This window comes from Nonomuraea sp. MTCD27, assembly GCF_041950495.1.
In the GTDB taxonomy this organism is placed as follows: domain Bacteria; phylum Actinomycetota; class Actinomycetes; order Streptosporangiales; family Streptosporangiaceae; genus Nonomuraea.
The window spans coordinates 15,849-34,515 of sequence record NZ_JBGNUW010000026.1 but is presented as its reverse complement, the minus strand read 5'-3'; the positions used below and the strand labels follow the sequence as shown (position 1 = coordinate 34,515).

Annotated in this window: 22 protein-coding genes, 1 tRNA gene and 1 pseudogene; 11 read left to right on the top strand and 13 right to left on the bottom strand. The window is 70.1% G+C overall.

Annotation, left to right across the window (positions count from 1 at the left end; translation table 11 throughout):
* Window positions 1-474 precede the first annotated feature (474 nt).
* Window positions 475-1,113 carry a class I SAM-dependent methyltransferase gene (locus ACBJ59_RS51140; RefSeq protein ID WP_375117256.1) on the top strand — a complete coding sequence of 213 codons (639 nt, stop codon included), beginning with the start codon at window positions 475-477 and terminating at the stop codon, window positions 1,111-1,113.
* 101 nt (window positions 1,114-1,214) lie between these two features.
* Here ACBJ59_RS51140 and ACBJ59_RS51135 read toward each other — a convergent pair whose 3' ends face one another.
* The 7 genes and pseudogenes from ACBJ59_RS51135 to ACBJ59_RS51105 all read right to left on the bottom strand — a co-directional run bounded on the left by ACBJ59_RS51135 (window position 1,215) and on the right by ACBJ59_RS51105 (window position 4,975).
* Window positions 1,215-1,658 carry an HIT family protein gene (locus tag ACBJ59_RS51135; RefSeq protein WP_375117255.1) on the bottom strand — a complete coding sequence of 148 codons (444 nt, stop codon included), beginning with the start codon at window positions 1,656-1,658 and terminating at the stop codon, window positions 1,215-1,217.
* A 78-nt stretch (window positions 1,659-1,736) separates the two neighbouring features.
* Window positions 1,737-2,156 (bottom strand): MazG nucleotide pyrophosphohydrolase domain-containing protein, encoded by a 420-nt coding sequence (locus ACBJ59_RS51130; RefSeq protein WP_375117254.1) that lies wholly within the window; start codon window positions 2,154-2,156, stop codon window positions 1,737-1,739.
* Between the two features lie 189 nt (window positions 2,157-2,345).
* A complete protein-coding gene (locus ACBJ59_RS51125) occupies window positions 2,346-3,260 on the bottom strand; it encodes an FkbM family methyltransferase (RefSeq protein WP_375117253.1) in 915 nt (304 codons plus the stop codon).
* Window positions 3,261-3,313: 53 nt separating this feature from the next.
* Window positions 3,314-3,499 (bottom strand): annotated as a pseudogene (locus ACBJ59_RS51120) (recombinase family protein); the annotation flags it as partial.
* Window positions 3,500-3,517: 18 nt separating this feature from the next.
* Window positions 3,518-3,811 (bottom strand): LuxR C-terminal-related transcriptional regulator, encoded by a 294-nt coding sequence (locus ACBJ59_RS51115; protein ID WP_375117252.1) that lies wholly within the window; start codon window positions 3,809-3,811, stop codon window positions 3,518-3,520.
* A gap of 162 nt (window positions 3,812-3,973) precedes the next feature.
* Window positions 3,974-4,047, bottom strand: a tRNA-Pro gene (locus ACBJ59_RS51110).
* A 64-nt stretch (window positions 4,048-4,111) separates the two neighbouring features.
* Complete coding sequence (locus ACBJ59_RS51105) at window positions 4,112-4,975, bottom strand: metallophosphoesterase (protein WP_375117365.1); 864 nt, start codon at window positions 4,973-4,975, stop codon at window positions 4,112-4,114.
* A 98-nt stretch (window positions 4,976-5,073) separates the two neighbouring features.
* Between ACBJ59_RS51105 and ACBJ59_RS51100 the strand changes: the two genes are divergently transcribed.
* Window positions 5,074-5,529 carry a GatB/YqeY domain-containing protein gene (locus ACBJ59_RS51100; protein WP_375117251.1) on the top strand — a complete coding sequence of 152 codons (456 nt, stop codon included), beginning with the start codon at window positions 5,074-5,076 and terminating at the stop codon, window positions 5,527-5,529.
* 205 nt (window positions 5,530-5,734) lie between these two features.
* Here ACBJ59_RS51100 and ACBJ59_RS51095 read toward each other — a convergent pair whose 3' ends face one another.
* A complete protein-coding gene (locus ACBJ59_RS51095) occupies window positions 5,735-8,005 on the bottom strand; it encodes a transglycosylase domain-containing protein (RefSeq protein ID WP_375117250.1) in 2,271 nt (756 codons plus the stop codon).
* Window positions 8,006-8,247: 242 nt separating this feature from the next.
* Here ACBJ59_RS51095 and ACBJ59_RS51090 point away from each other — a divergent pair, with 242 nt between their 5' ends.
* Window positions 8,248-8,544, top strand: coding sequence for a WhiB family transcriptional regulator (locus ACBJ59_RS51090; RefSeq protein WP_020542548.1), 297 nt, complete (start codon window positions 8,248-8,250; stop codon window positions 8,542-8,544).
* Between the two features lie 49 nt (window positions 8,545-8,593).
* Here ACBJ59_RS51090 and ACBJ59_RS51085 read toward each other — a convergent pair whose 3' ends face one another.
* Both ACBJ59_RS51085 and ACBJ59_RS51080 read right to left on the bottom strand, forming a co-directional pair.
* Window positions 8,594-9,721: an ArsA family ATPase gene (locus tag ACBJ59_RS51085; RefSeq protein WP_375117249.1), complete on the bottom strand. Its 1,128-nt coding sequence runs from the start codon at window positions 9,719-9,721 to the stop codon at window positions 8,594-8,596.
* Window positions 9,718-10,719 (bottom strand): ArsA-related P-loop ATPase, encoded by a 1,002-nt coding sequence (locus ACBJ59_RS51080; protein WP_375117248.1) that lies wholly within the window; start codon window positions 10,717-10,719, stop codon window positions 9,718-9,720. The genes ACBJ59_RS51085 and ACBJ59_RS51080 overlap by 4 nt, the downstream gene beginning before the upstream one ends.
* A 76-nt stretch (window positions 10,720-10,795) precedes the next feature.
* On the opposite strand from ACBJ59_RS51080, the gene ACBJ59_RS51075 reads away from it, so the two are divergent.
* Genes ACBJ59_RS51075 through ACBJ59_RS51060 form a run of 4 tightly spaced genes read left to right on the top strand, consistent with a single transcriptional unit; the run spans window position 10,796 to window position 13,045 of the window.
* Complete coding sequence (locus tag ACBJ59_RS51075) at window positions 10,796-10,951, top strand: hypothetical protein (RefSeq protein WP_165959776.1); 156 nt, start codon at window positions 10,796-10,798, stop codon at window positions 10,949-10,951.
* Window positions 10,948-11,406: a RidA family protein gene (locus ACBJ59_RS51070; RefSeq protein WP_375117247.1), complete on the top strand. Its 459-nt coding sequence runs from the start codon at window positions 10,948-10,950 to the stop codon at window positions 11,404-11,406. The genes ACBJ59_RS51075 and ACBJ59_RS51070 overlap by 4 nt, the downstream gene beginning before the upstream one ends.
* Before the next feature lie 56 nt (window positions 11,407-11,462).
* Entirely contained in the window at window positions 11,463-12,257 is a 795-nt protein-coding gene (locus tag ACBJ59_RS51065; RefSeq protein WP_375117364.1) for an NUDIX hydrolase, read from the top strand.
* Complete coding sequence (locus ACBJ59_RS51060; RefSeq protein ID WP_375117246.1) at window positions 12,254-13,045, top strand: MBL fold metallo-hydrolase; 792 nt, start codon at window positions 12,254-12,256, stop codon at window positions 13,043-13,045. The genes ACBJ59_RS51065 and ACBJ59_RS51060 overlap by 4 nt, the downstream gene beginning before the upstream one ends.
* Here ACBJ59_RS51060 and ACBJ59_RS51055 read toward each other — a convergent pair.
* The gene (locus ACBJ59_RS51055; RefSeq protein WP_043629901.1) at window positions 13,027-13,707 is read right to left on the bottom strand and encodes a Crp/Fnr family transcriptional regulator; all 681 of its coding nucleotides are present in this window, start codon (window positions 13,705-13,707) and stop codon (window positions 13,027-13,029) included. The two genes, ACBJ59_RS51060 and ACBJ59_RS51055, sit on opposite strands and share 19 nt — an antisense overlap.
* Window positions 13,708-13,864: 157 nt before the next feature.
* Window positions 13,865-14,329 (bottom strand): hypothetical protein, encoded by a 465-nt coding sequence (locus tag ACBJ59_RS51050; protein WP_375117245.1) that lies wholly within the window; start codon window positions 14,327-14,329, stop codon window positions 13,865-13,867.
* 84 nt (window positions 14,330-14,413) lie between these two features.
* On the opposite strand from ACBJ59_RS51050, the gene nth reads away from it, so the two are divergent.
* Both nth and ACBJ59_RS51040 read left to right on the top strand, forming a co-directional pair.
* Window positions 14,414-15,136 carry an endonuclease III gene (gene nth, locus ACBJ59_RS51045; RefSeq protein WP_364137685.1) on the top strand — a complete coding sequence of 241 codons (723 nt, stop codon included), beginning with the start codon at window positions 14,414-14,416 and terminating at the stop codon, window positions 15,134-15,136.
* A 40-nt stretch (window positions 15,137-15,176) separates the two neighbouring features.
* Entirely contained in the window at window positions 15,177-15,824 is a 648-nt protein-coding gene (locus tag ACBJ59_RS51040; RefSeq protein WP_375117244.1) for an NUDIX hydrolase, read from the top strand.
* Here the strand turns inward: ACBJ59_RS51040 and ACBJ59_RS51035 are convergent.
* Window positions 15,821-16,333, bottom strand: a complete 513-nt coding sequence (locus tag ACBJ59_RS51035) for a HEAT repeat domain-containing protein (RefSeq protein WP_364137689.1) — start codon at window positions 16,331-16,333, stop codon at window positions 15,821-15,823. The two genes, ACBJ59_RS51040 and ACBJ59_RS51035, sit on opposite strands and share 4 nt — an antisense overlap.
* An 82-nt stretch (window positions 16,334-16,415) precedes the next feature.
* On the opposite strand from ACBJ59_RS51035, the gene ACBJ59_RS51030 reads away from it, so the two are divergent.
* Both ACBJ59_RS51030 and ACBJ59_RS51025 read left to right on the top strand, forming a co-directional pair.
* Entirely contained in the window at window positions 16,416-17,606 is a 1,191-nt protein-coding gene (locus ACBJ59_RS51030) for a MarP family serine protease (protein WP_375117243.1), read from the top strand.
* 89 nt (window positions 17,607-17,695) lie between these two features.
* Window positions 17,696-18,664 carry an aldo/keto reductase gene (locus ACBJ59_RS51025; RefSeq protein WP_375117242.1) on the top strand — a complete coding sequence of 323 codons (969 nt, stop codon included), beginning with the start codon at window positions 17,696-17,698 and terminating at the stop codon, window positions 18,662-18,664.
* Window positions 18,665-18,667: the final 3 nt, after the last annotated feature.

The following is an 18,667-nucleotide window of genomic DNA, read 5'->3' as shown; positions in this document are numbered from 1 at the left end:
CGGCGGGGATCCCGGTGCCCTGCGTGGTCATCGGACACGGACCTCTACCCTCCCGACGGCATGATGTGTCATCGTACGGCGCTTCCCCGGCGACCCCCAGCCTCCGGCAAAGAGAAGAAGCGCTGCAGCCGAGCCGCCCTCCCGATCACACACTCCATGAACGCCCTTCTCTCTCCCCCCGAAGGAACCGCTTCCCGCGCTCGCCACATCTACCGAACACGGGTGTACGGCCATGCGGCAAGCCGGTCCAGCCACCACTTCGCGGAGGAGGCGGCCCCGCGCTACGCACTCCTGGCTCATGGCGCCCCTCAGCGCGGCCAGATCTGCGATCTTGGCGCGTGTGCGACGCACGACCACCGGAAAAAGACCCACGACCTCTTCGTAGGTCGCGGTCAGCCGACCGGAGCGGATCGGACGCGCCGACCGGTCGATGATCGACGACCTTTGCCGACCGATGAACTACAGTCGTCCGCCATGGCCGAATCCTCCCCCTACCTGACCGCGACGGCGGACGCCTACGACGCCGTCGCCGACCTCTACGCCGACTTCGCCCGAGATTCGCTCGACCGCCTGCCGCTGGATCGCGCGATGGTCGCCGTGTTCGCCGAACTCGTACGGGCCGCCGGACCCCGGCCCGTCGCCGAGGCCGGCTGCGGTCCCGGGCACATGACGGCACACCTGCGTGACCTCGGACTGGACGCCTTCGGCATCGACCTGTCTCCCGCACTGATCGACATCGCCCGCAGAGACCATCCTGACCTGCGTTTCGAGGTGGGTTCGATGGGGGCCTTCGACGTGGCCGACGGCGAGCTGGGCGGACTGCTCTCCTGGTACTCCGTCATCCACATCCCGCCACCGGAGCTGCCGCCGTACCTTGCCGAGTTCCGCCGGGTGCTGGCCCCGGGTGGTTACCTCCTGCTCGGTTTCTTCGAATCCGAGGGCGGCCCGGTGCTGCAGTTCGACCACAGGGTCACGCCGGCCTACCGGTGGCCGATCGACGACCTGGCCGGCCTGGCCGGCAAGGAAGGGTTCGTCGAGGTGGCGCGGATGTTGCGCGAGCCTCTGGAGGATGAACGGTTCCGCCGCGGCCACCTGCTGATGCGCGCACTGTAGGCCCCGGTACCCGTACACCGGACGGGCGGGCATGCGGGCGGCCTGGCACGGAACACAGGCACGCCCGCTGCCCTGCCCGAACGCGCCACGAAACGCGTCTTCTAGGGGTTGAGCGCGGCCCGCAGCCGCTCCGCGTAGGCGCGGCGGCGGTCGGCGGGGAGCCAGTCGGGCTGCGGGGGAGTGCCGTAGAGGTCGTCGCCGGGGTAGCGGGGGAAGAGGTGCTGGTGGAAGTGCCAGACGTCTTGGTTGCCGGCGGGCTCGTTGTGCTGGCGGGTGGAGACGCCCGCGCAGTCGTAGGCGGTGCGCATGGCGCGGGCGAGCATCCGGGTGGCGTCGAAGATCGCGTGGCCGTCGGCGGCGGGGAGGTCGTAGAGGTTCTCGTGATGGGCGACGGGGATGATCAGCAGATGTCCCGCGTTCCGCGGCCACCAGCGGGGGCAGATCATCGCGAAGACGCGCTCGTCGCGGTGGACCACGTCGGGTTCCCGGTCCGGGGTGAGGTGGCAGAACGGGCAGTGGTAGTCGGCGGGTTCGTGGTTGTGCACCCCGTGCCTCCCTGGCTGGTCGTCGGTGTCGTGGAGTCCGTCCCTCCGCGAATCCTGGTCGAACGTCGTGCGGAGCGCTCAGGACCCGGTCGACGGCCGCTCGACGAGATCATCGAGGATCGGCGGTCGGTAGCCGGGGCCTTTGAGCACCTTGCCGTCGGCTCGGCGGAGGACTCGGCCGTCCGCGTCAAGCTTGCTCATGTTGGACCGATGGACCTCGGCGAAGACGGCCGGCAGATCGATCCCCAGTGCATCCGCGGCGCCGTAGGTGACGTAGAGGACGTCGGCCAGTTCCTTGGCCACCGCCTTGTACGCGGCGAGCGGGTCGTCGCCGGTCCGCAGGGCCTTCGCGAGGTCGGTGAGGGCCTCGGCAGCTTCGCCCGCTTCCTCGACCAGCAACGTCCGGCGGTGTTCCGCCAATTCGGGGCGTTCGGTCCGGGCCTCACCGTCGAACGTCTCGCGGAACTCGGCGACTCGCCGCATCGGCTCATGATCCATGCCCTGACCCTAAGCGCTGAGCGCGACGTCCGACCGAGGTTCGCGGAGCCGCCGCGCGCGACGTCGGCTGCGGTTCGTGGGCTGCCCACCCGCGAAGACGCCCACCGCGAGCACAAGGCGCTGATGGTCCTCGCCGAGAACGCCCGCGACGCTACCCGCCCAGGCCCTCAGGCAGCACGATCCAGCCCTCTACGACGATCTCGATGAGGGAGGCTCGCCGGGGCGGAACAGCTCGTTGTGGCCGAGGCGAGCGGCCTTCGCATACCCATGTGCGCGCAGGAGTTCGCGCAGTTCCTCCGCGCTCGTGTCCGTGCGTTCGCGCTGTTTGACCTCGACCAGCACGGCGCGCGGCCGCAGGGTGCGGAGCGAGCGGCTCATGCCGGTGAGCACGGCGGCCTCGGCGCCCTCCACGTCGATCTTGACGACATCGAGGCGGCGCAGCCCCGTCTCCTCGGCCCAGGCGTCGAAGGTACGCACCGGGACCTGCTCGACCAGTGCCGCATCGCCGTACTCGGACCGCACTCCCGCGTCGGCGGCGTCGTAGCGTGCGTCGCCGTACAGGCTGGCCGTCCCGTGGCGGGCGCCCAGCGCGGTCCGCACGACCTCGACCCGCAGGCGGTTACGGTGGGCGGCGGCGCGGAGCTTGGCGGCGGAGTCCGAGGCGGGTTCGAAAGCGATCACGCGGCCGTTCGAGCGACGCAGGATGCGGGCGGCGGCGAGTGCGTGTACGCCGATGTGCGCCCCGACATCCACCACGACGTCCCCGGCCCGGAGCTCCCGGCGGAGGAACCGCAGGACGTCGGGCTCGTAGCGTCCGGTGTAGTACAGGATGGCCTGCAGGTTGTCGCGCAGGTCCAGCTCCAGCCTCAGCCCGTTCCTGCGGACGCGGACCGTCGCGGCCCACCGCGGCGGGATCTTGCCAAGGCCGGGGTTCTCACCCGCCAGCCTGGGTGAGATCCGGTACGCGGTCTTCCAGTAGCCGGATTCGCGCATAGCCTGCGCACCGGCGACGAGCCGGGCGACCCTCCTGGCCACACCTGGCGGCAACCGCCGCAGCAGCCTCCAGACGCCGTGGAGTATCCGGCCATCACGCATGGCGACCATACCGTCATCACATCAGCCCGGAGGAGGATCGGCACGTCGGCCTCGGCCCTGTTGCGGACGAAGCGATGGAACCCGGTGACGGTGAACACGGTGCCGTCCCAGACTGCGGCGAGGGCCTGGTCGAGGCCGGCCCGGTTGCGGCGGGTGGTGCCGGAGAAGCCGCGGTCGATGTAGACGCGATCTTCCGGAACGCCGCGAGCGAGCAGCTGATCGGTCTGGAGGATGACGTCCTGTTCGTCGGTGCCGCAGCGGGGCCGTCAGAACCCCAGCCCGGCCGCACGGGCCAGGGCGAGCGCCTCGTCACGGTCGTCGACCCCGAGCCTGGTCAACACCATGGACGAGAAATTGCGAACCCTCTGCGGCTTGAGCGACAGGCGATGGGCGATGGCCGTGTTGGTCAGGCCGGCCGCCACGAGATTCAGGGCGTCGTGCTCCCGCGCGGCCAGCCCGGGGATCACGGTCTGCGTGGCGGACCGGCTGACGAGGTGGCTGACCACGCTGCCGCTGAACACGCCGCTGCCGACCGCAGCCGCATGGACGGCGTGCAGCATCTCCTGCCCGTCATGTACGGGCCATGAGAGGACGAGGGACCTTAGGGCGACCGTCTGGGAAGTGTCGCCGATCTGAGGGGATGGTCACGCAGTGAGCCACTCAGGCTATGAGAAAGGCCGCTTCCGATCTTCGGAAGCGGCCTTCTACCTGTGGCAATTCTGTCGGGGTGGCGGGATTTGAACCCACGACCTCTTCGTCCCGAACGAAGCGCGCTGCCAAGCTGCGCTACACCCCGGTGCACGCCGTCGTGCGCGTGCTTGGAAAAGTCTAGCGGACTTCCAAGGTGCTTGTGACCGCCTTTATCTCCGGGGAACCAGCGTGAGGAGCGTCGCCTCCGGGAAGCAGGCGAAGCGGGCCGGGGCGTACGGCGAGGTGCCCAGGCCGGCCGACACGTGCAGCCAGGCCGAGTCGTGGCGGCTCAGGCCCTTGACCCGGGCCCGGTCGATGCCGCAGTTGGTCACCAGGGCGCCGTAGAACGGGATGCAGAGCTGGCCCCCGTGCGTGTGGCCGGCCAGCAGGAGTTGGTAGCCGTCCGCGGCGAAGCGGGTCATGTTGCGGGGCTCGGGTGAGTGCATGACGCCCAGGCGCAGGTCCGCGTCCGCCGGTGCCGGGCCCGCCACGAGGTCGTAGCGGTCGCGGGAGATGTGGGAGTCGTGGATGCCGGCCACGGCCACGTCCAGGTCGCCCACCTTGATGCGGGCCGTGGTGTTGTTCATGTCGAGCCAGCCCTCGGCGGCCATGCCCGCCCCCAACTCCTCCCACGGGAGGGTGGGCACGTGCTGGCGCCGCTCGTTCTTCGACGTGCGCCACAGGTAGCGGGCCGGGTTTTTCGGCTTCGGGGCGTAGAGGTCGTTGGAGCCGTAGACGAACAGGCCGGGGCGGGACAGCAGGGGCTCCAGGGCGTGCAGGAGCGCGGGCACGGCCTCCGGGTGCGCGATCGAGTCGCCGGTGTTGACGACGAGGTCGGGCTCCAGGGCGCCCAGCGAGCGGACCCAGTTGATCAGCATGGTCCGGCGCGGCGTCAGGTGCAGGTCCGACAGGTGGAGGACGCGCACGGGACGCTGGCCGCGCTCCAGCACGGGTACGTCGAAGCGGCGCAGACGGAACCAGTTTCGCTCCACCACGGAGGCGTAGCCCAGCCCGGCCAGGCCGAGACCGAGCATGGACAGGGGCACTGCGACTGCTTTCCTCACGTACTCATGATGCCCGACATCCGGCGCGAGGCGACCGGGTAGTCCGCGCAGACGGCAAGATGGAGCGCATGAGCGGATTGAAGGACAAGCTGAAGGCCGATCTGACGGCCTCGCTGAAGAACAAGGACGAGGTACGTCTCCGGACGGTCCGGATGGCACTGGCCGCCGTGAACGTCGAGGAGGTCGCCGGAAAGCAGGCCCGGGAGCTGACCGATGACGAGATCATCAAGGTCCTGACCAAGGAGGCCAAGAAGCGGCGGGAGGCGGCGGAGGCGTTCGGCAACGCGGGGCGGGCCGAGCAGGCGCAGGCGGAGCTGGACGAGCAGGCGGTGCTGGAGGAGTACCTTCCGGCGCAGCTCTCCGACGAGGAGCTGGCCGCGCTGGTCGACGCGGCCATCTCCGAGACCGGCGCCGTGGGGCCGCAGGCCATGGGGCAGGTCATGAAGGCCGTCAACCCGAAGGTGGCCGGGCGGGCCGAGGGCGGCCGGGTCGCGGCCGCCGTCCGCGCCAAGCTGGCCGGTTAGCGGGGCAAGGCAGGCCGGTAAGCAGCCCGCTAGCGGGCAAGGCAGGCCGGTCAGCGGGCAAGGTAGGCCGGCACAAGGCTGTGAGAGGGCCTCGGCGCCGTCCCAGGGGCCCTGGAACGGGCTTCAGCGCCGTCTCAGCGGGCCCGGGAGGGTCTGGGCCATGTCTGTGGCCATGGGCCTCCCCCCACGTCCGTGGGCGGAGGCCTCAGCGGCCCGGTGTGATCGGTCCGGCGTCGCCGCCGCGCCCGCGGCCGCCTCCGGGCCCGTCTCCGTCGTCCCGCCCGTCGCCGCGCCCGTCAGGCGGCCCGTCCCCATCACCGGGGTCGAAGATGTCGAACGGGTCGTCCGGCCCTTCCTCGTCCTTCTTCTTCTTGGGCGGCTTGGGCGCGCAGTTGTCCGTGCAGCCGCCGAACCGCGAGCGGTCGACCTCCGCGAACTCGGTCGGCTCGATCCCCTTGAGCGCCTGGATCATGGAGTCCTTCCAGACCCGCCCGGAGATCGACGCGCCGTACACGTACGGGTAATAGCGCCCCCCGATCGTGATCCCGATCAGTTTGTGGGCCGAGGTGCCGCGCGGGTCGCCCAGGCTGACGGCGGAGGCCAGGTTCGGGGTGTAACCGGCGAACCAGGCCGACATGTAGTTGTCGGTCGTGCCCGTCTTGCCGGCCGCGTCGCGCCCGATGCCGCCGACCTCCTGCATCGTGCCCTTGGTGAACACCCCGGACAGGATGCCGTTGACCGCGTCGGCGACGTCTTCCTCCATCACCTGGGAGCACTTGGGCTTGTACTGCTTGGCCTTGCCGTTCCGGTCCTTGATCTCGGTGATGGCCAGCGGCCTGCAGTATTGGCCGCGCGAGGCGAAGACCGCGTAGGAGCTGGCGATCGTGACGGGGTCGACCTCGTTGACCCCGAGCGTGAACGTCTCCACCTCGGACAGCTTCTGCCCGTCGGCCCGCTTGACGCCGAGCTTCTTGGCCATCTTGACCACGTCGCAGAGCCCGACCTTCTCCTGCAGCTTGACGAAGAACGTGTTCACCGAGCCCCAGGTGCCGCTCTCCAGCGTCTTGAAGCCGCCGCCGCCCTCGCTGGAGTTGCGTACGGTGTGCGACGGATCGCCGACGTTCTGGCCCTTGCAGTTCTTGAACGTGCTGTAGCCACCGGCGGTGTAGCCGGCCGGGGACGGGAAGCCGTCGCCGTATTTCAGGCCCTCCTCCAGCGCCGCGGCCAGCGTGTAGACCTTGGCCGTCGAGCCCTGCTGGAACCCGCGACCGCCACCGTGCGCCGCGTCGGCCACGATGTTGTAGCTCATCTCGTTCTTCTTCTTGCTCTGGCCGAACTTCCGCGAGGCGGCCATCGCCTTGATCTCGCCGGTGCCAGGGACGATCATGGCCTGCGAGGCCACGGGCTTGTCCTTGGTGCTGACGTACTTCTTGATCGCCTTCTCGGCGGCTTCCTGCATCTTCGGGTCGATCGTGGTCTTGATCTTCAGACCGCCCCGCTGGAGCAGCTTCCTGCGCTCGTCCTGGTTCTTGCCGAAGTCCTCGTTGTTGAGGATCTCGTACTGGACGTAGAGGCAGAAGTACGGGACCTCGCTGACCTCGCAGCCGCCGGGCACCTTGACGTCCTTGTAGCCCAGCTTCTTCGCCTTGGCCTCGGCGGCCTCAGGAGGCGTGATCTTGCCGAGCTCGGCCATCCGGTCCAGCACGATGTTGCGCCGCTCGAGCAGCCGCTCGCGGGACTCGGGGCCGACGTTGGGGTCGGTCCTGGCCGGGTTCTGCACCGCGCCGGCCAGCGTGGCGGCCTCGACGAGGGTGAGCTTGGAGGCCGGCTTGTCGAAGAAGCGCCTGGAGGCCGCCTGGATGCCGTGTGCGCCGGCACCGAAGTAGGCGATGTTGAGATATTTCTCAAGAATCTGGTTCTTGGAGTATTTCTTCTCGATCGCCATGGCGTAGCGCAGCTCGGCCAGCTTGCGGGAGACCGTCGGCGCGATGGCCGCCGCCTGCTCCTCGGGCGTCTCGGCCTTGTTGACCAGCACCTGCTTGACGTACTGCTGGGTGATCGAGGAGCCGCCCTGCGTCACGCCGCCACTGGTCAAATTCTTGACGAGCGCTCTGGCCGTTCCTTCCACATCGATCGGTCCGTGCTGGTAGAAACGGAAGTCCTCGATCGCGATCAGCGCCGTCTGCATGATCGGGGCGACCTGGTCGAGGCTTACGGACTGCCGGTTCTCGAAGTAGAACTGCGCGATCTTCTTCCCGTCGGCGTCGAGCAGTTCGGTGCGCTCGGGCAGAGGAGGTTCGTCGAGTTCTTCGGGCTTGAGGTTGAGCCCCTCCACCGCCGTCTTGGTGGACACTCCCGCTCCGCCGACCGCCGGCAACGCCACGGCGGCCGCGAGCACCCCGGCCGCCGATCCGGCGATGATGAGCCGCAGGACGTTGAGGACGGGGTTGGAACGATCTTTGCCACGCGCTTGCACGCTACCAAGAGTACGTCGAAAGACTGACCTTTCCGGTAGCACGACACCATTTCGCCTTGACTGGCGGGGGTGACTAGTCATTCCCGGTCAAGACTGCTGCGAGAAATTGGTCCTCTGGGGTCTGTCGGCCCGAACGTCTAGTTGCGTACGTTCTCCCTGCGGCAACTGAATACGGAGGCTCGGCGCCCGCGCCCGTCGGCCCCAAATGACGACTGACCACCTAAGGGGAGTGGGGTCGAAAAATGTGGATCACGGATTGGACCTCCCGTGCCGCCTGTAAGGGTGCGGATCCGGATGCCCTGTTCGTGCAGGGCGCCGCGCAGAACAGAGCCAAGCTCATCTGCCGGGGTTGCCCGGTCCGTACTGAATGCCTCGCCGATGCGTTGGACAATCGCATCGAGTTCGGGGTGTGGGGCGGTATGACCGAACGGGAACGACGTGCCCTGCTGCGGCGGCGGCCCGACGTGGACTCGTGGCGCGAGTTGCTCGAGTCCGCCAAGGAAGAGTACGAACGAACCAACGAGCTGATCGCCGGCTGACCCCAGCCCGGCGGCCGCGTACGGCCGGCGTCGCCCGCCGGCCGTACTTCTATGCGGTCGCCAGCAGATTCCCGATCTGCCGAAGACCCGTCAGATCGTGGACGTCCTCGGACATGGCGCGAACCTGCACCACGGGCACCGTGGGGTGGGCCGAGACGAAATGCTCCTGCTCGCGGCTCTCGCGGGCGGCGAGCTGCATCCGCCCGGCGTGCAGCCGCAGCACGGCGGCGGTGAGCTCGTGCTCGCCCCTCGACTCCAGATCCTCCGCGGCGGCGGCGCTGCGGGCGGCGGAGAGCGCCGAGGCCGGCGACTCATGCACCCGGTTGACCACCAGGCCGGCCAGGGGCATGCGCTCCTCGGCCAGGCGCTCCACGAAGTAGGACGCCTCGCGCATCGCGTCGCGCTCGGGCGCGGCCACCACGAGGAAGGCCGTGCCCGGCGCCTGGAGCAGCCGGTACGTCATGTCGGCACGCTGCCTGAACCCGCCGAACACCGCGTCCAGCGCGGACACGAACGTCTGCAGGTCCTTGATCACCTGGGCGCCCAGCAACTTGGTCATCGCCCCCGCCATCAACCCGAACCCGGCGTTGAGCAGCCGGAACGCGCTGCGCCCGCCGGCCTTGGCCGGTGCGGTCAGCAGCCGGATGAACCGGCCGTCGAGGAAGCGCCCGAGCCGCTCGGGAGCGTCCAGGAAGTCCAGCGCCGAGCGCGAGGGCGGCGTGTCCACGATGATCAGGTCCCACTCGTCCGAGCGGCGGAGCTGGCCCAGTTTCTCCATGGCCATGTACTCCTGCGTGCCCGAGAAGCTGGAGGAGAGGGACTGGTAGAAGGGGTTCGACAGGATCTGGCGGGCCCGCTCGGGGTCGGCGTGCGCCTCGATGATCTCGTCGAACGTGCGCTTCATGTCGAGCATCATGGCGAAGAGCTGCCCGTCGCCCTCGGGCGGGCTGACCAGGCGTGGGGTGTTGTCCAGCTCGGTCAACCCCATCGACTGCGCCAGCCGCCGGGCCGGGTCCACGGTCAGCACGACCACGCACCTGCCGCGCTCGGCGGCCCGCAGGCCGAGGGCGGCCGCGGTCGTGGTCTTGCCCACACCGCCGGCGCCGCAGCAGACGATGATCCGGGTGCCCCGGTCGTCGAGGATCGCGTCGATGTCGAGTCTGGCGGGCTTCTTCACGCTGCTCCCTGGGTGCGGATGCTCTCTGCCAGCTCGTACAGGCCGGCCAGGTCCACCCCGTCGGCCAGCAGCGGCAGCTCGTACCTCTTCAGCCCGGCCTCGGCCAGCGTCTCGCGCTCGGCGCGCTCCAGCTCCGTGCGGTGGGCGTGCTCGACGATCTCCGCGGCGAGCGCCTCCGCCAGCGCCGTGGCCTGAGCGCCGTCGGCGACGCCGGTCGCCTTGAGCCCGAGCGCGATCTCCTCGGCGTCGAACCGGCCCTTGACAGCCGTGTCAAGAGCGGCTTGGGGCAGGAGTGACTCGCGCACCATGTTGATGAAAATTCCACCCGGGGGAAGGCCGGCGGAGCGCAATTCGGCCAGGCCGTCGAGCGTCTCCTGTACCGGCATCTCCTCCAGAAGCGTGACGAAGTGCACCGCGGTCTCCGGGGACTTCACGACGCCGCTGACGAGGTCGGAGTGGTTCTTGATGGGCCCGACCTTGGCCAGGCCCGCCACCTCCTTGGTGACGTTCAGGAAGCGCGTGATGCGGCCCGTGGGCGGCGCGTCGAGCACGACGGCGTCGTAGATCCGGCGGCCGTTCCTGCCGCGCCTGCGCACCGCCTCGGTGGTCTTGCCCGTGACGAGCACGTCGCGGAAGCCGGGGGCCACGGTGGTGGCGAAGTCGACGATGCCCATCTTGGTCAGCGCGCGACCCGCCCGGCGCATCCCGTAGAACATCTCCATGTACTCGAGCATGGCTTCTTCGGGATCGATGGCCAGCGCGTACACGTCACCGCCCGACGGCGCGACCGCGATCCTGCGCTCCTCGTAGGGGAGCGGCGGCAGGTCGAAGATCTGCGCGATGCCCTGCCTGCCCTCCACCTCCACGAGCAGCACCTTGCGACCGCCTGAGGCCAGGGCGAGGGCCAGGGCGGCGGCGACGGTCGTCTTGCCGGTGCCGCCCTTGCCGGTGACGACGTGCAGCCGTACGTCGGCCCAATCCGTGTCCGGAGAGTCCACGTTTCGAGGCTACCGAACGGTCACTTGTCGAAAGCCGACGACCACCGTTTGAGATTGCTCACAATAAGCTGCCCCCATGAAGAAGTGGGAGTACCTCACAGCCCCAGTGCTGATCCACAACACCAAGATGATTCTCGACAACTTCGGCGCGGACGGCTGGGAGCTGGTCCAGATCCTCCAGGGCGCCACGCCGGAGCAGCTCGTCGCCTACTTCAAGAGGGAGAAGCAGTGACCCCTGAGCAGAAGCTCGAGGAGCTCGGCCTGAAGCTGCCCGAGGTGCCGGCGCCCGTGGCGGCCTACGTCCCGGCCGTGCGCACCGGCGACCTCGTCTACACCTCGGGCCAGGTGCCCCTGGTCGACGGCAAGCTGGCCAGAACCGGCAAGCTGGGCGCCGACCTGACCACCGAGGAAGGCGTGGAGATGGCGCGCATCTGCGCGCTCAACGCGCTGGCCGCGCTCAGGTCCGAGGTCGGTGACCTGTCCAAGGTCGTCCGCATCGTCAAGGTCGTCGTGTTCGTGGCCAGCGAGCCGTCCTTCACCGACCAGCCGAAGGTCGGCAACGGCGCCAGCGAGCTGTTCGGCCAGGTGCTGGGCGAGGCCGGCAAGCACGCGCGCAGCGCCGTGGGCGTCGCCTCCCTGCCGCTCGACGCGCCCGTGGAAGTGGAGCTGATCGCCGAAGTCGGCTGACGGGGCATATGTCACCATGACCGAGTGATGTTCTAGGAGGAGGTCATGTGACCGGATTGCCGCTTCCAGCCGAACTCGCCGCCCGGGCGCGGGAAGTCCTCGCCGGGCGGATCCAGCCGGTGCCGGCGCGGGACGCCGCCACGGTGGTGCTCCTGCGCCCGGGACCGGAGGTCTACCTGCTGCGGCGCAAGGCCACGATGGCCTTCGCGGCGGGCGCGTACGTCTTTCCCGGCGGCTCCGTGGACGTGCGCGACACCGATCAGGCCGTCGCCTGGGCCGGGCCGTCCCCGGCGGAGTGGGGCGAGGTCTTCAACGCCGGGGAGCGGCTGGCCCGCGGGCTGGTGTGCGCGGCGGTGCGCGAGACGTTCGAGGAGTCCGGCGTGCTCCTGGCGGGGCCCGGGCCCGACTCCGTGGTGGCCGACACCACAGGTGCGGACTGGGAGGCCGACAGGCTGGCGCTGATCGACCGCAGCCTCGGCTTCGCCGACTTCCTCGCCCGGCGCGGCCTGGTGCTCCGCTCCGACCTGCTCAAGGCGTGGGCGCACTGGATCACGCCGGAGATCGAGCAGAAGCGGTTCGACACCCGGTTCTTCGCCGCCGTGCTGCCCGAGGGGCAGCGCACGCGCGACGTGGGCGGGGAGGCCGACCAGGTCGTCTGGCAGCGCCCGGACGAGGCCATAGAGCTGGCGCACAAGGGGGAGATCTTCCTCATGCCGCCCACGTACCGGACGTTGAGCGAGCTCGCGGCGTACGACAGCGTGGCCGGCGTCCTGGCCGCGCCCCGGGAGATCGTCACGATCATGCCCAGAGCCGTGGAGATCGAGGGCGAGATGCGGCTGGTGACCACATGAGCGGGCTGCACATCCCGCTCGACACGCCCGACGGGTCGCGTACCGATCACGCCGAGAACCTGCTCGCCCCCAACCCCTCGGCGATGACCCTCGACGGCACCAACACGTGGGTGATCGGCACCGGCGAGGAGGTGGTCGTCGTCGATCCCGGGCCGCAGGACGAGTCGCACCTGAGCCGCGTGCGCGAGCACCTGGGGCCGCGCCGCGTCACCGAGATCCTGCTCACCCACGGCCACTTCGACCACAGCGGCGGCGCCAAGAGCTTCGCGGGCATGGTCGGCGCGCCCGTGCGCGCCCTCGACCCGCGCCACCGGCTGGGGGACGAGGGGCTCGCCGACGGCGACGTGGTGACCGTGGCCGGCCTGGAGATCCACGTGTACGGCACCCCGGGCCACTCGTTCGACTCGCTGTGCTTCTGGCTGCCGGCGGACCGGGCGATGCTCACCGGCGACACCGTGCTCGGCAGGGGCACCACGATCATCGCCCGCGACGGCGGCCTGGCCGACTATCTGCGCAGCCTCGACCGGCTCAGAGCGGCGGCCGAGAGCCTGGAGGCGCGGGCGCTGCTGCCCGGCCACGGCCCGGTGCTGCCCGACCCGATCGGCGCGCTCGACGGCTACATCGCCCACCGGCGCGAGCGGCTCGACCAGATCAGGGCGGCGCGCGCGCAGGGCGCGCGCACGCCACGGGAGATCGTCAAGATCGTGTACGCCGACGTCGACCGATCGCTCTGGCCGGCGGCCGAGATGTCGGTGCTGGCGCAGCTGGACTATCTGGACCGGTTGTAGAGGCGGTCCATGTCGAGGATGACCACGGCCTTGGCCTCGATCCGCAGCCAGCCGCGCTGGGCGAAGTCGGCCAGCGCCTTGTTGACCGTCTCCCGCGAGGCGCCGACGAGCTGCGCCAGCTCCTCCTGGGTCAGGTCGTGGTGCACCCGCAGGCCGTCGTCGGTCTTGGTGCCGAACCGCTCGGCCAGGTCGAGCAGCTGCTTGGCCACCCGGCCGGGCACGTCGGTGAAGACCAGGTCGGCCAGCACATCGTTGGTGCGGCGCAGCCGCTGCGCGAGCGCGCGCAGCAGGTGCAGCGCCACCTCGGGCCGGCCGGTCAGCCACGGCCGCAGGTCGTCGTGGCCCAGCCCGGCCAGGCGCACCTCGGTCAGCGCCGTCGCCGTGGCCGTGCGCGGCCGCGGGTCGAACAGCGACAGCTCGCCGAACATCTCGCTCGGCCCCAGCACGCTCAGCAGGTTTTCCCGCCCGTCCGGGGAGGTGCGGGAAAGCTTGATCTTGCCTTCCAGCACCACGTAGAGCCGGTCGCCCGTCTCGTTCTCGTGGAAGAGCGTCTGCCCCTTGGACAGCTGGACTTCGGTGATGCTCGTGCGCAGCGCGGCGGCACTCTCGCGGTCCAGCGCGGCGAACAGGGGGGCCTTGCCCAGCACATCTTCGGTGTTCACTCTGCCTCCTCTGCTGCCATTGTGACTCACCCCACTCCGGACAGCACACACAGGCTATGGGAACGCCGGAGTGTTCGGAGCCTGTCCAGGTGCGTCAGCTCCCGGGGGAAAGGTACCGGACGGCCTGATTCACCGCGCGACCGGCACTCCTCGGAGCTCAGCCCGCCCTCCGGTGGTCCCCGGAGAGGAGGTCGTCCACGGACGCCACCGCCGCCGCCACCGACCGGCTGAGCAGGACCCGGAGCACGTCCGCGGCCTGCGGGCGGGAGGCGGGTTCGGGGTGGCGGCACTGCTCGACCGCGATCCGCAGCGCGGGCCACAGGACGGAGGTGTCGCCGTCCTCGGCGCCGGTGGCCGCGAAGACCACCAGGTCGGCCCAAGCCCGTACGTCCTCCGCCCGCGGCAGGCCGGACTCCGTCGCGGAGCGCTGCCACCCGATGAGCACCTGGCCGCGCGCGCCCAGCGCCACGCTCTCCTTGCTGAGCCGCACCCCGGCGGTGCCGCGCGCGTGCAGCTTGGCCATGGCCGCGACGCAGGTCACGGCGAGCCGGTGCAGCGCCTGGCCGCGCAGCGGACCTCCATGCCGGACGAACTCCGCCAGCGTCGCTCCCTGATCACCCATGACGACCCCCTTCCAAGGCGCCAGGTTGTACGCGGATAAGCCGTCCTTGGTTCAACCGTTCCCCGGAGCTTCTACTCTTGCCGCATGGCGACGAACGCGGCGGGGCGCAAGCCTGAGACCCAGCTCGCTCTGGTTCGGCGGGCGCGCAAGATGAACCGCATCCTCGCGGAGACCTACCCGGACGCCCATTGCGAGCTCGATTTCGGCAACCCGCTGGAGCTGCTGGTCGCGACCATCCTGTCCGCGCAGTGCACGGACAAGCGGGTCAACATGGTCACCCCCACCCTCTTCGCGAAATATCCAACCGTGGAGGACTACGCCGCCGCCGACCGGCCGGAGATGGAAGAGATCATCCGCTCGACCGGCTTCTTCCGCGCGAAGACCAACAGCATCATCGGCATGGCCCAGGCGGTGTGCGAGCGCCACGGCGGTGAGGTGCCCGGCAGGCTGAAAGACCTGGTCGCGCTGCCCGGCGTGGGCCGCAAGACGGCGAACGTGGTGCTGGGCAACGCGTTCGACGTGCCGGGCCTGACCGTGGACACCCACTTCCAGCGGCTCGTCCGCCGGTTCCGCTGGACCGAGGAGACCGACCCCGTCAAGATCGAGCACGCCGTGGGCGAGCTGCTGCCCAAGCGGGAGTGGACGATCTTCTCGCACCGGGTGATCTGGCACGGCCGCCGCATCTGCCACGCCCGGCGGCCGGCGTGCGGCGTGTGCCCGCTGGCCGCGCTCTGCCCCTCGTACGGCACCGGCCCCACGGCCCCCGCCGAGGCCACGAAGCTTGTCAGGCCCGGCCCCTTCTCCTGATCGAGGGAAGTCATTCGCGCCCCGGCGTGTTGGAGGATGCGTGACCCAAGTGCCCGACTGGCTCGAAAGACTGGCGGCGCAAGCGCGGCAGATCCGTGTTCCCCCTTTCTTTCGGCCGCCCAGCCGGGGTGGCCGGGCGGCGGCGGTGCTCATGTTGTTCGGCGAGGGGCCCAACGGCCCCGACGTGCTCCTCATCCAGCGCAGCACGCGCGGCCGCAGGCACCCGGGGCAGCCCGCCTTCCCCGGCGGCGGCGTGGACCCGGAGGACGCCGGGCCGATCGAGGCCGCCCTGCGGGAGACCGAGGAGGAGACCGGGGCCGACCCGAGCGGGGTGCACGTGCTGTGCACGATGCCGGAGCTCTACCTCAACCACAGCGACAACCGCGTCACGCCGGTGATCGCCTGGTGGCGCGAGCCGTCGGCGGTGCACGCGGCCTCGCCCGACGAGGTCGACTCCGTGGAGCGGGTGCCGCTCGCCGAGCTGGTCGACCCGGGCAACCGCGTCATGCTGCGGCATCCCCGTGGCACGGCGGGGCCGGCGTTCCGGGTGCGCGGGATGCTGGTGTGGGGGTTCACGGCGATGGTGCTGGACACGGTGCTGCGCGAGGCTGGGCTCGAACAGCCGTGGGATCCGGCTCAGGTGGAGGATCTGCCGCCCGACGTGGTGACCCTCGCCTCCCGCGGCTAATAGGGCGATCTGAGCGCGACGCCGAGCGAGGCCCAGCCGGCCACGTCCGCGTCGCTGTCGGCCGCCAGCGCCCGCAGCGTCTCCAGGCCCGCCCGGTCCGGCGGCTCGCCGAGCACGTGCTGCAGCGCGTACGCCGCGCCGTACCTGACCCGGGGGTCGTTGTGGGCGGCCAGGTCGATCACGGACGGGAGCGAGCGCGGGTCCGCCAGGTGGCCGAACGCGATCAGCACCGAATAGAGCACCATGGCGTCGTCCTCGCTGGCGGCGAGATAGCGCAGCACCGGCAGCGTACGGTCCACGAACGGCCGCAGCATCCCCATGATGTCCACGCCGAGGAGACGTTCGGCGACGCTGTCGGCGGCGCACAGCCGCCGCGCCTCGATGAACGACTCCAGGTCGCCCCGCTGGCGCAGCAAGGAGATCACGTGCCAGCGCAGAGGGCCGTCAGGATCGGTGTCGCGCAGCGCTGCCTGGATGAGATCGCGCACTGTTCCCTCGTCCGGCGGCATACCGCTCAAGATAGCCAGGTGAGTGACGCCGTCCTGATCGAAGACGTGCACACTTGACCGTATCGCTGGTTACCTTTGAAGCGTGCGCGGTGATCTGCTTGACCTCATCTTGATCGGCCTCGTGATCGCCTTCGGCATCTCGGGTTACCGGCAGGGTTTCATCATCGGGGCCATGAGCTTCGTGGGGTTCGTCGGCGGTGCCGTGTTGGGCGTCTTCATCGCGCCGCCCGTCTCCAAGGCCGTCGTCGACGGCGACACGCCGCAGGCGCTGCTCGCCATCGTGATCGTCTTCCTCGCCGCGACCATCGGCCAGTTCGCCTCCTCGACGCTCGGCGCCGTCGTGCGCAGCCACGTCACCTGGGAGCCCGCCAAGGTGGCCGACGCGATCGGGGGCACGTTCGCCAGCGCGCTGTCGGTGCTGGTCATCGCTTGGCTGATCGGGTCGCTGATCGTCTCGACGGCCTTCACCCCGCTCGTCGACCAGGTCAAGAACTCCGCGCTGCTGACCACGGTCGACGACGCCATCCCGCAGGCCGCGCGCAACTGGCAGCAGCCGTTCAAGAAGTTCATCGACCGCTCGGAGTTCCCGCCGGTCTTCGACGCCATCGGCGCCGGCCAGCTCATCGACGTGCAGCCGCCCGACCAGAGCGTGCTGCAGGGCGCCAAGCTGAGCCGGGCCCGCCGCGCGATCGTCAAGGTGCAGGGCAACGCCGAGAGCTGCAACAAGCACATCGAGGGCACCGGCTTCGTCTACGCCCCCGGCCGGATCATGACCAACGCCCACGTGGTCGCCGGCGTCACCCGTGACCTGCAGGTCATCGACTCCACCGGCGCCCGCCACGCGGCCACGGTCGTGCGCTACAACCCGCGGCGCGACATCGCCGTCCTCTACGTGCCGGAGCTCAACCTGCCGCAGCTGTCCTTCGACGGCGACGGCAGCCGCGGCGACAACGCGATCATCGCCGGGTTCCCGAAGGGCAAGGGCTTCACCGCCGAGCCGGCCAGGATCGGCGGACAGCTCGACGCCGAGGGCCCCGACATCTACCGGGAGAACACGGTCAGGCGGAAGGTCTACGCGATCCGCGGCCAGGTGCTGCCGGGCAACTCCGGCGGGCCGCTGCTCACGGTGGACGGCCGGGTCTACGGCGTGATCTTCGCCGCCGCGATCAACGAGGAGCAGACCGGCTACGTGCTGACGGCCGAGGAGGTCGCTCCCGACGCCTCGGCGGGCCGCAGCGACACCTCGCCGGCCAGCACGCAGGAGTGCGACTGATCAGCTGATCCAGAAGGGACCCTCCCCTTCGCACGCCCCAATGTGATAGCTTTTCACAATGTGATAGGCAATCACATGGAGGGTTGGGCATGAAGACGCGCAGGCTCGGCACGACCGACATCGAGATCACCCCCATCGGCCTGGGATGCATGCAGTTCGCCGGCACCAGGAACGTTGCCCGCTGGATGATCAGGCCCATCGACCAGGAGTCGGCCACCCAGGTGGTGCGGGCGGCACTCGACGGCGGCGTCGACTGGTTCGACACCGCCGAGATGTACGGGAACGGCAACTCGGAGGAGGCGCTGGCCGCCGCGCTCAAGGCGGCCGGGATCCGGCCCGGACAGGTCACGGTGGCCACGAAATGGGCCCCCGTCGGCCGGACGGCCGCCAGCATCACGCGGACGATCGGCGACCGCCTGCGCCACCTCGGCGGCTTCCCCGTGGACCTGCACCAGATCCACTTCCCCACCGGCTCGCTGTCGAGCATCCCGGCCCAGCTCAAGGCCATGGCGGCGCTGCTCAAGGCGGGCAGGATCCGCTCGGTGGGGGTGAGCAACTTCTCCGCCCGCCAGCTCAGGCTCGCCCACCGGGTGCTCGCGGCCGAGGGCGTCACGCTGGCCTCGAACCAGGTCCGCATCAACCTGCTGCACCGGAACGTCGAGCGCGACGGCGTCCTGGCCACGGCCCGCGAGCTGGGCGTCACGCTGATCGCGTACTCGCCGCTCGAGGGCGGCCTGCTCACCGGGCGCTTCCACGAGAACCCCGCGCTGGCCAGGTCCGCGCCGGTGATGCGCAGGTTCTTCGGACGGCGCGAGCTGAGCGCCCGGGGGCTGGCCCGCACCAGGCCGCTGATCGACGCCATGCGGGAGATCGGCACGGCGTACGGCGTCTCGATCTCCCAGGTGGCCGTCAACTGGGTGATCAACCGCTACGGCGACACGGTCGTGGCCATCCCCGGCGCGTCCAAGCCCCGGCAGGCGGCGGAGGCGGCCGCCACGATGGAGTTCAGCCTCACGGAGGCCGAGATCGGCAAGCTGAACGAGCTGTCGCTAATCTGAGGC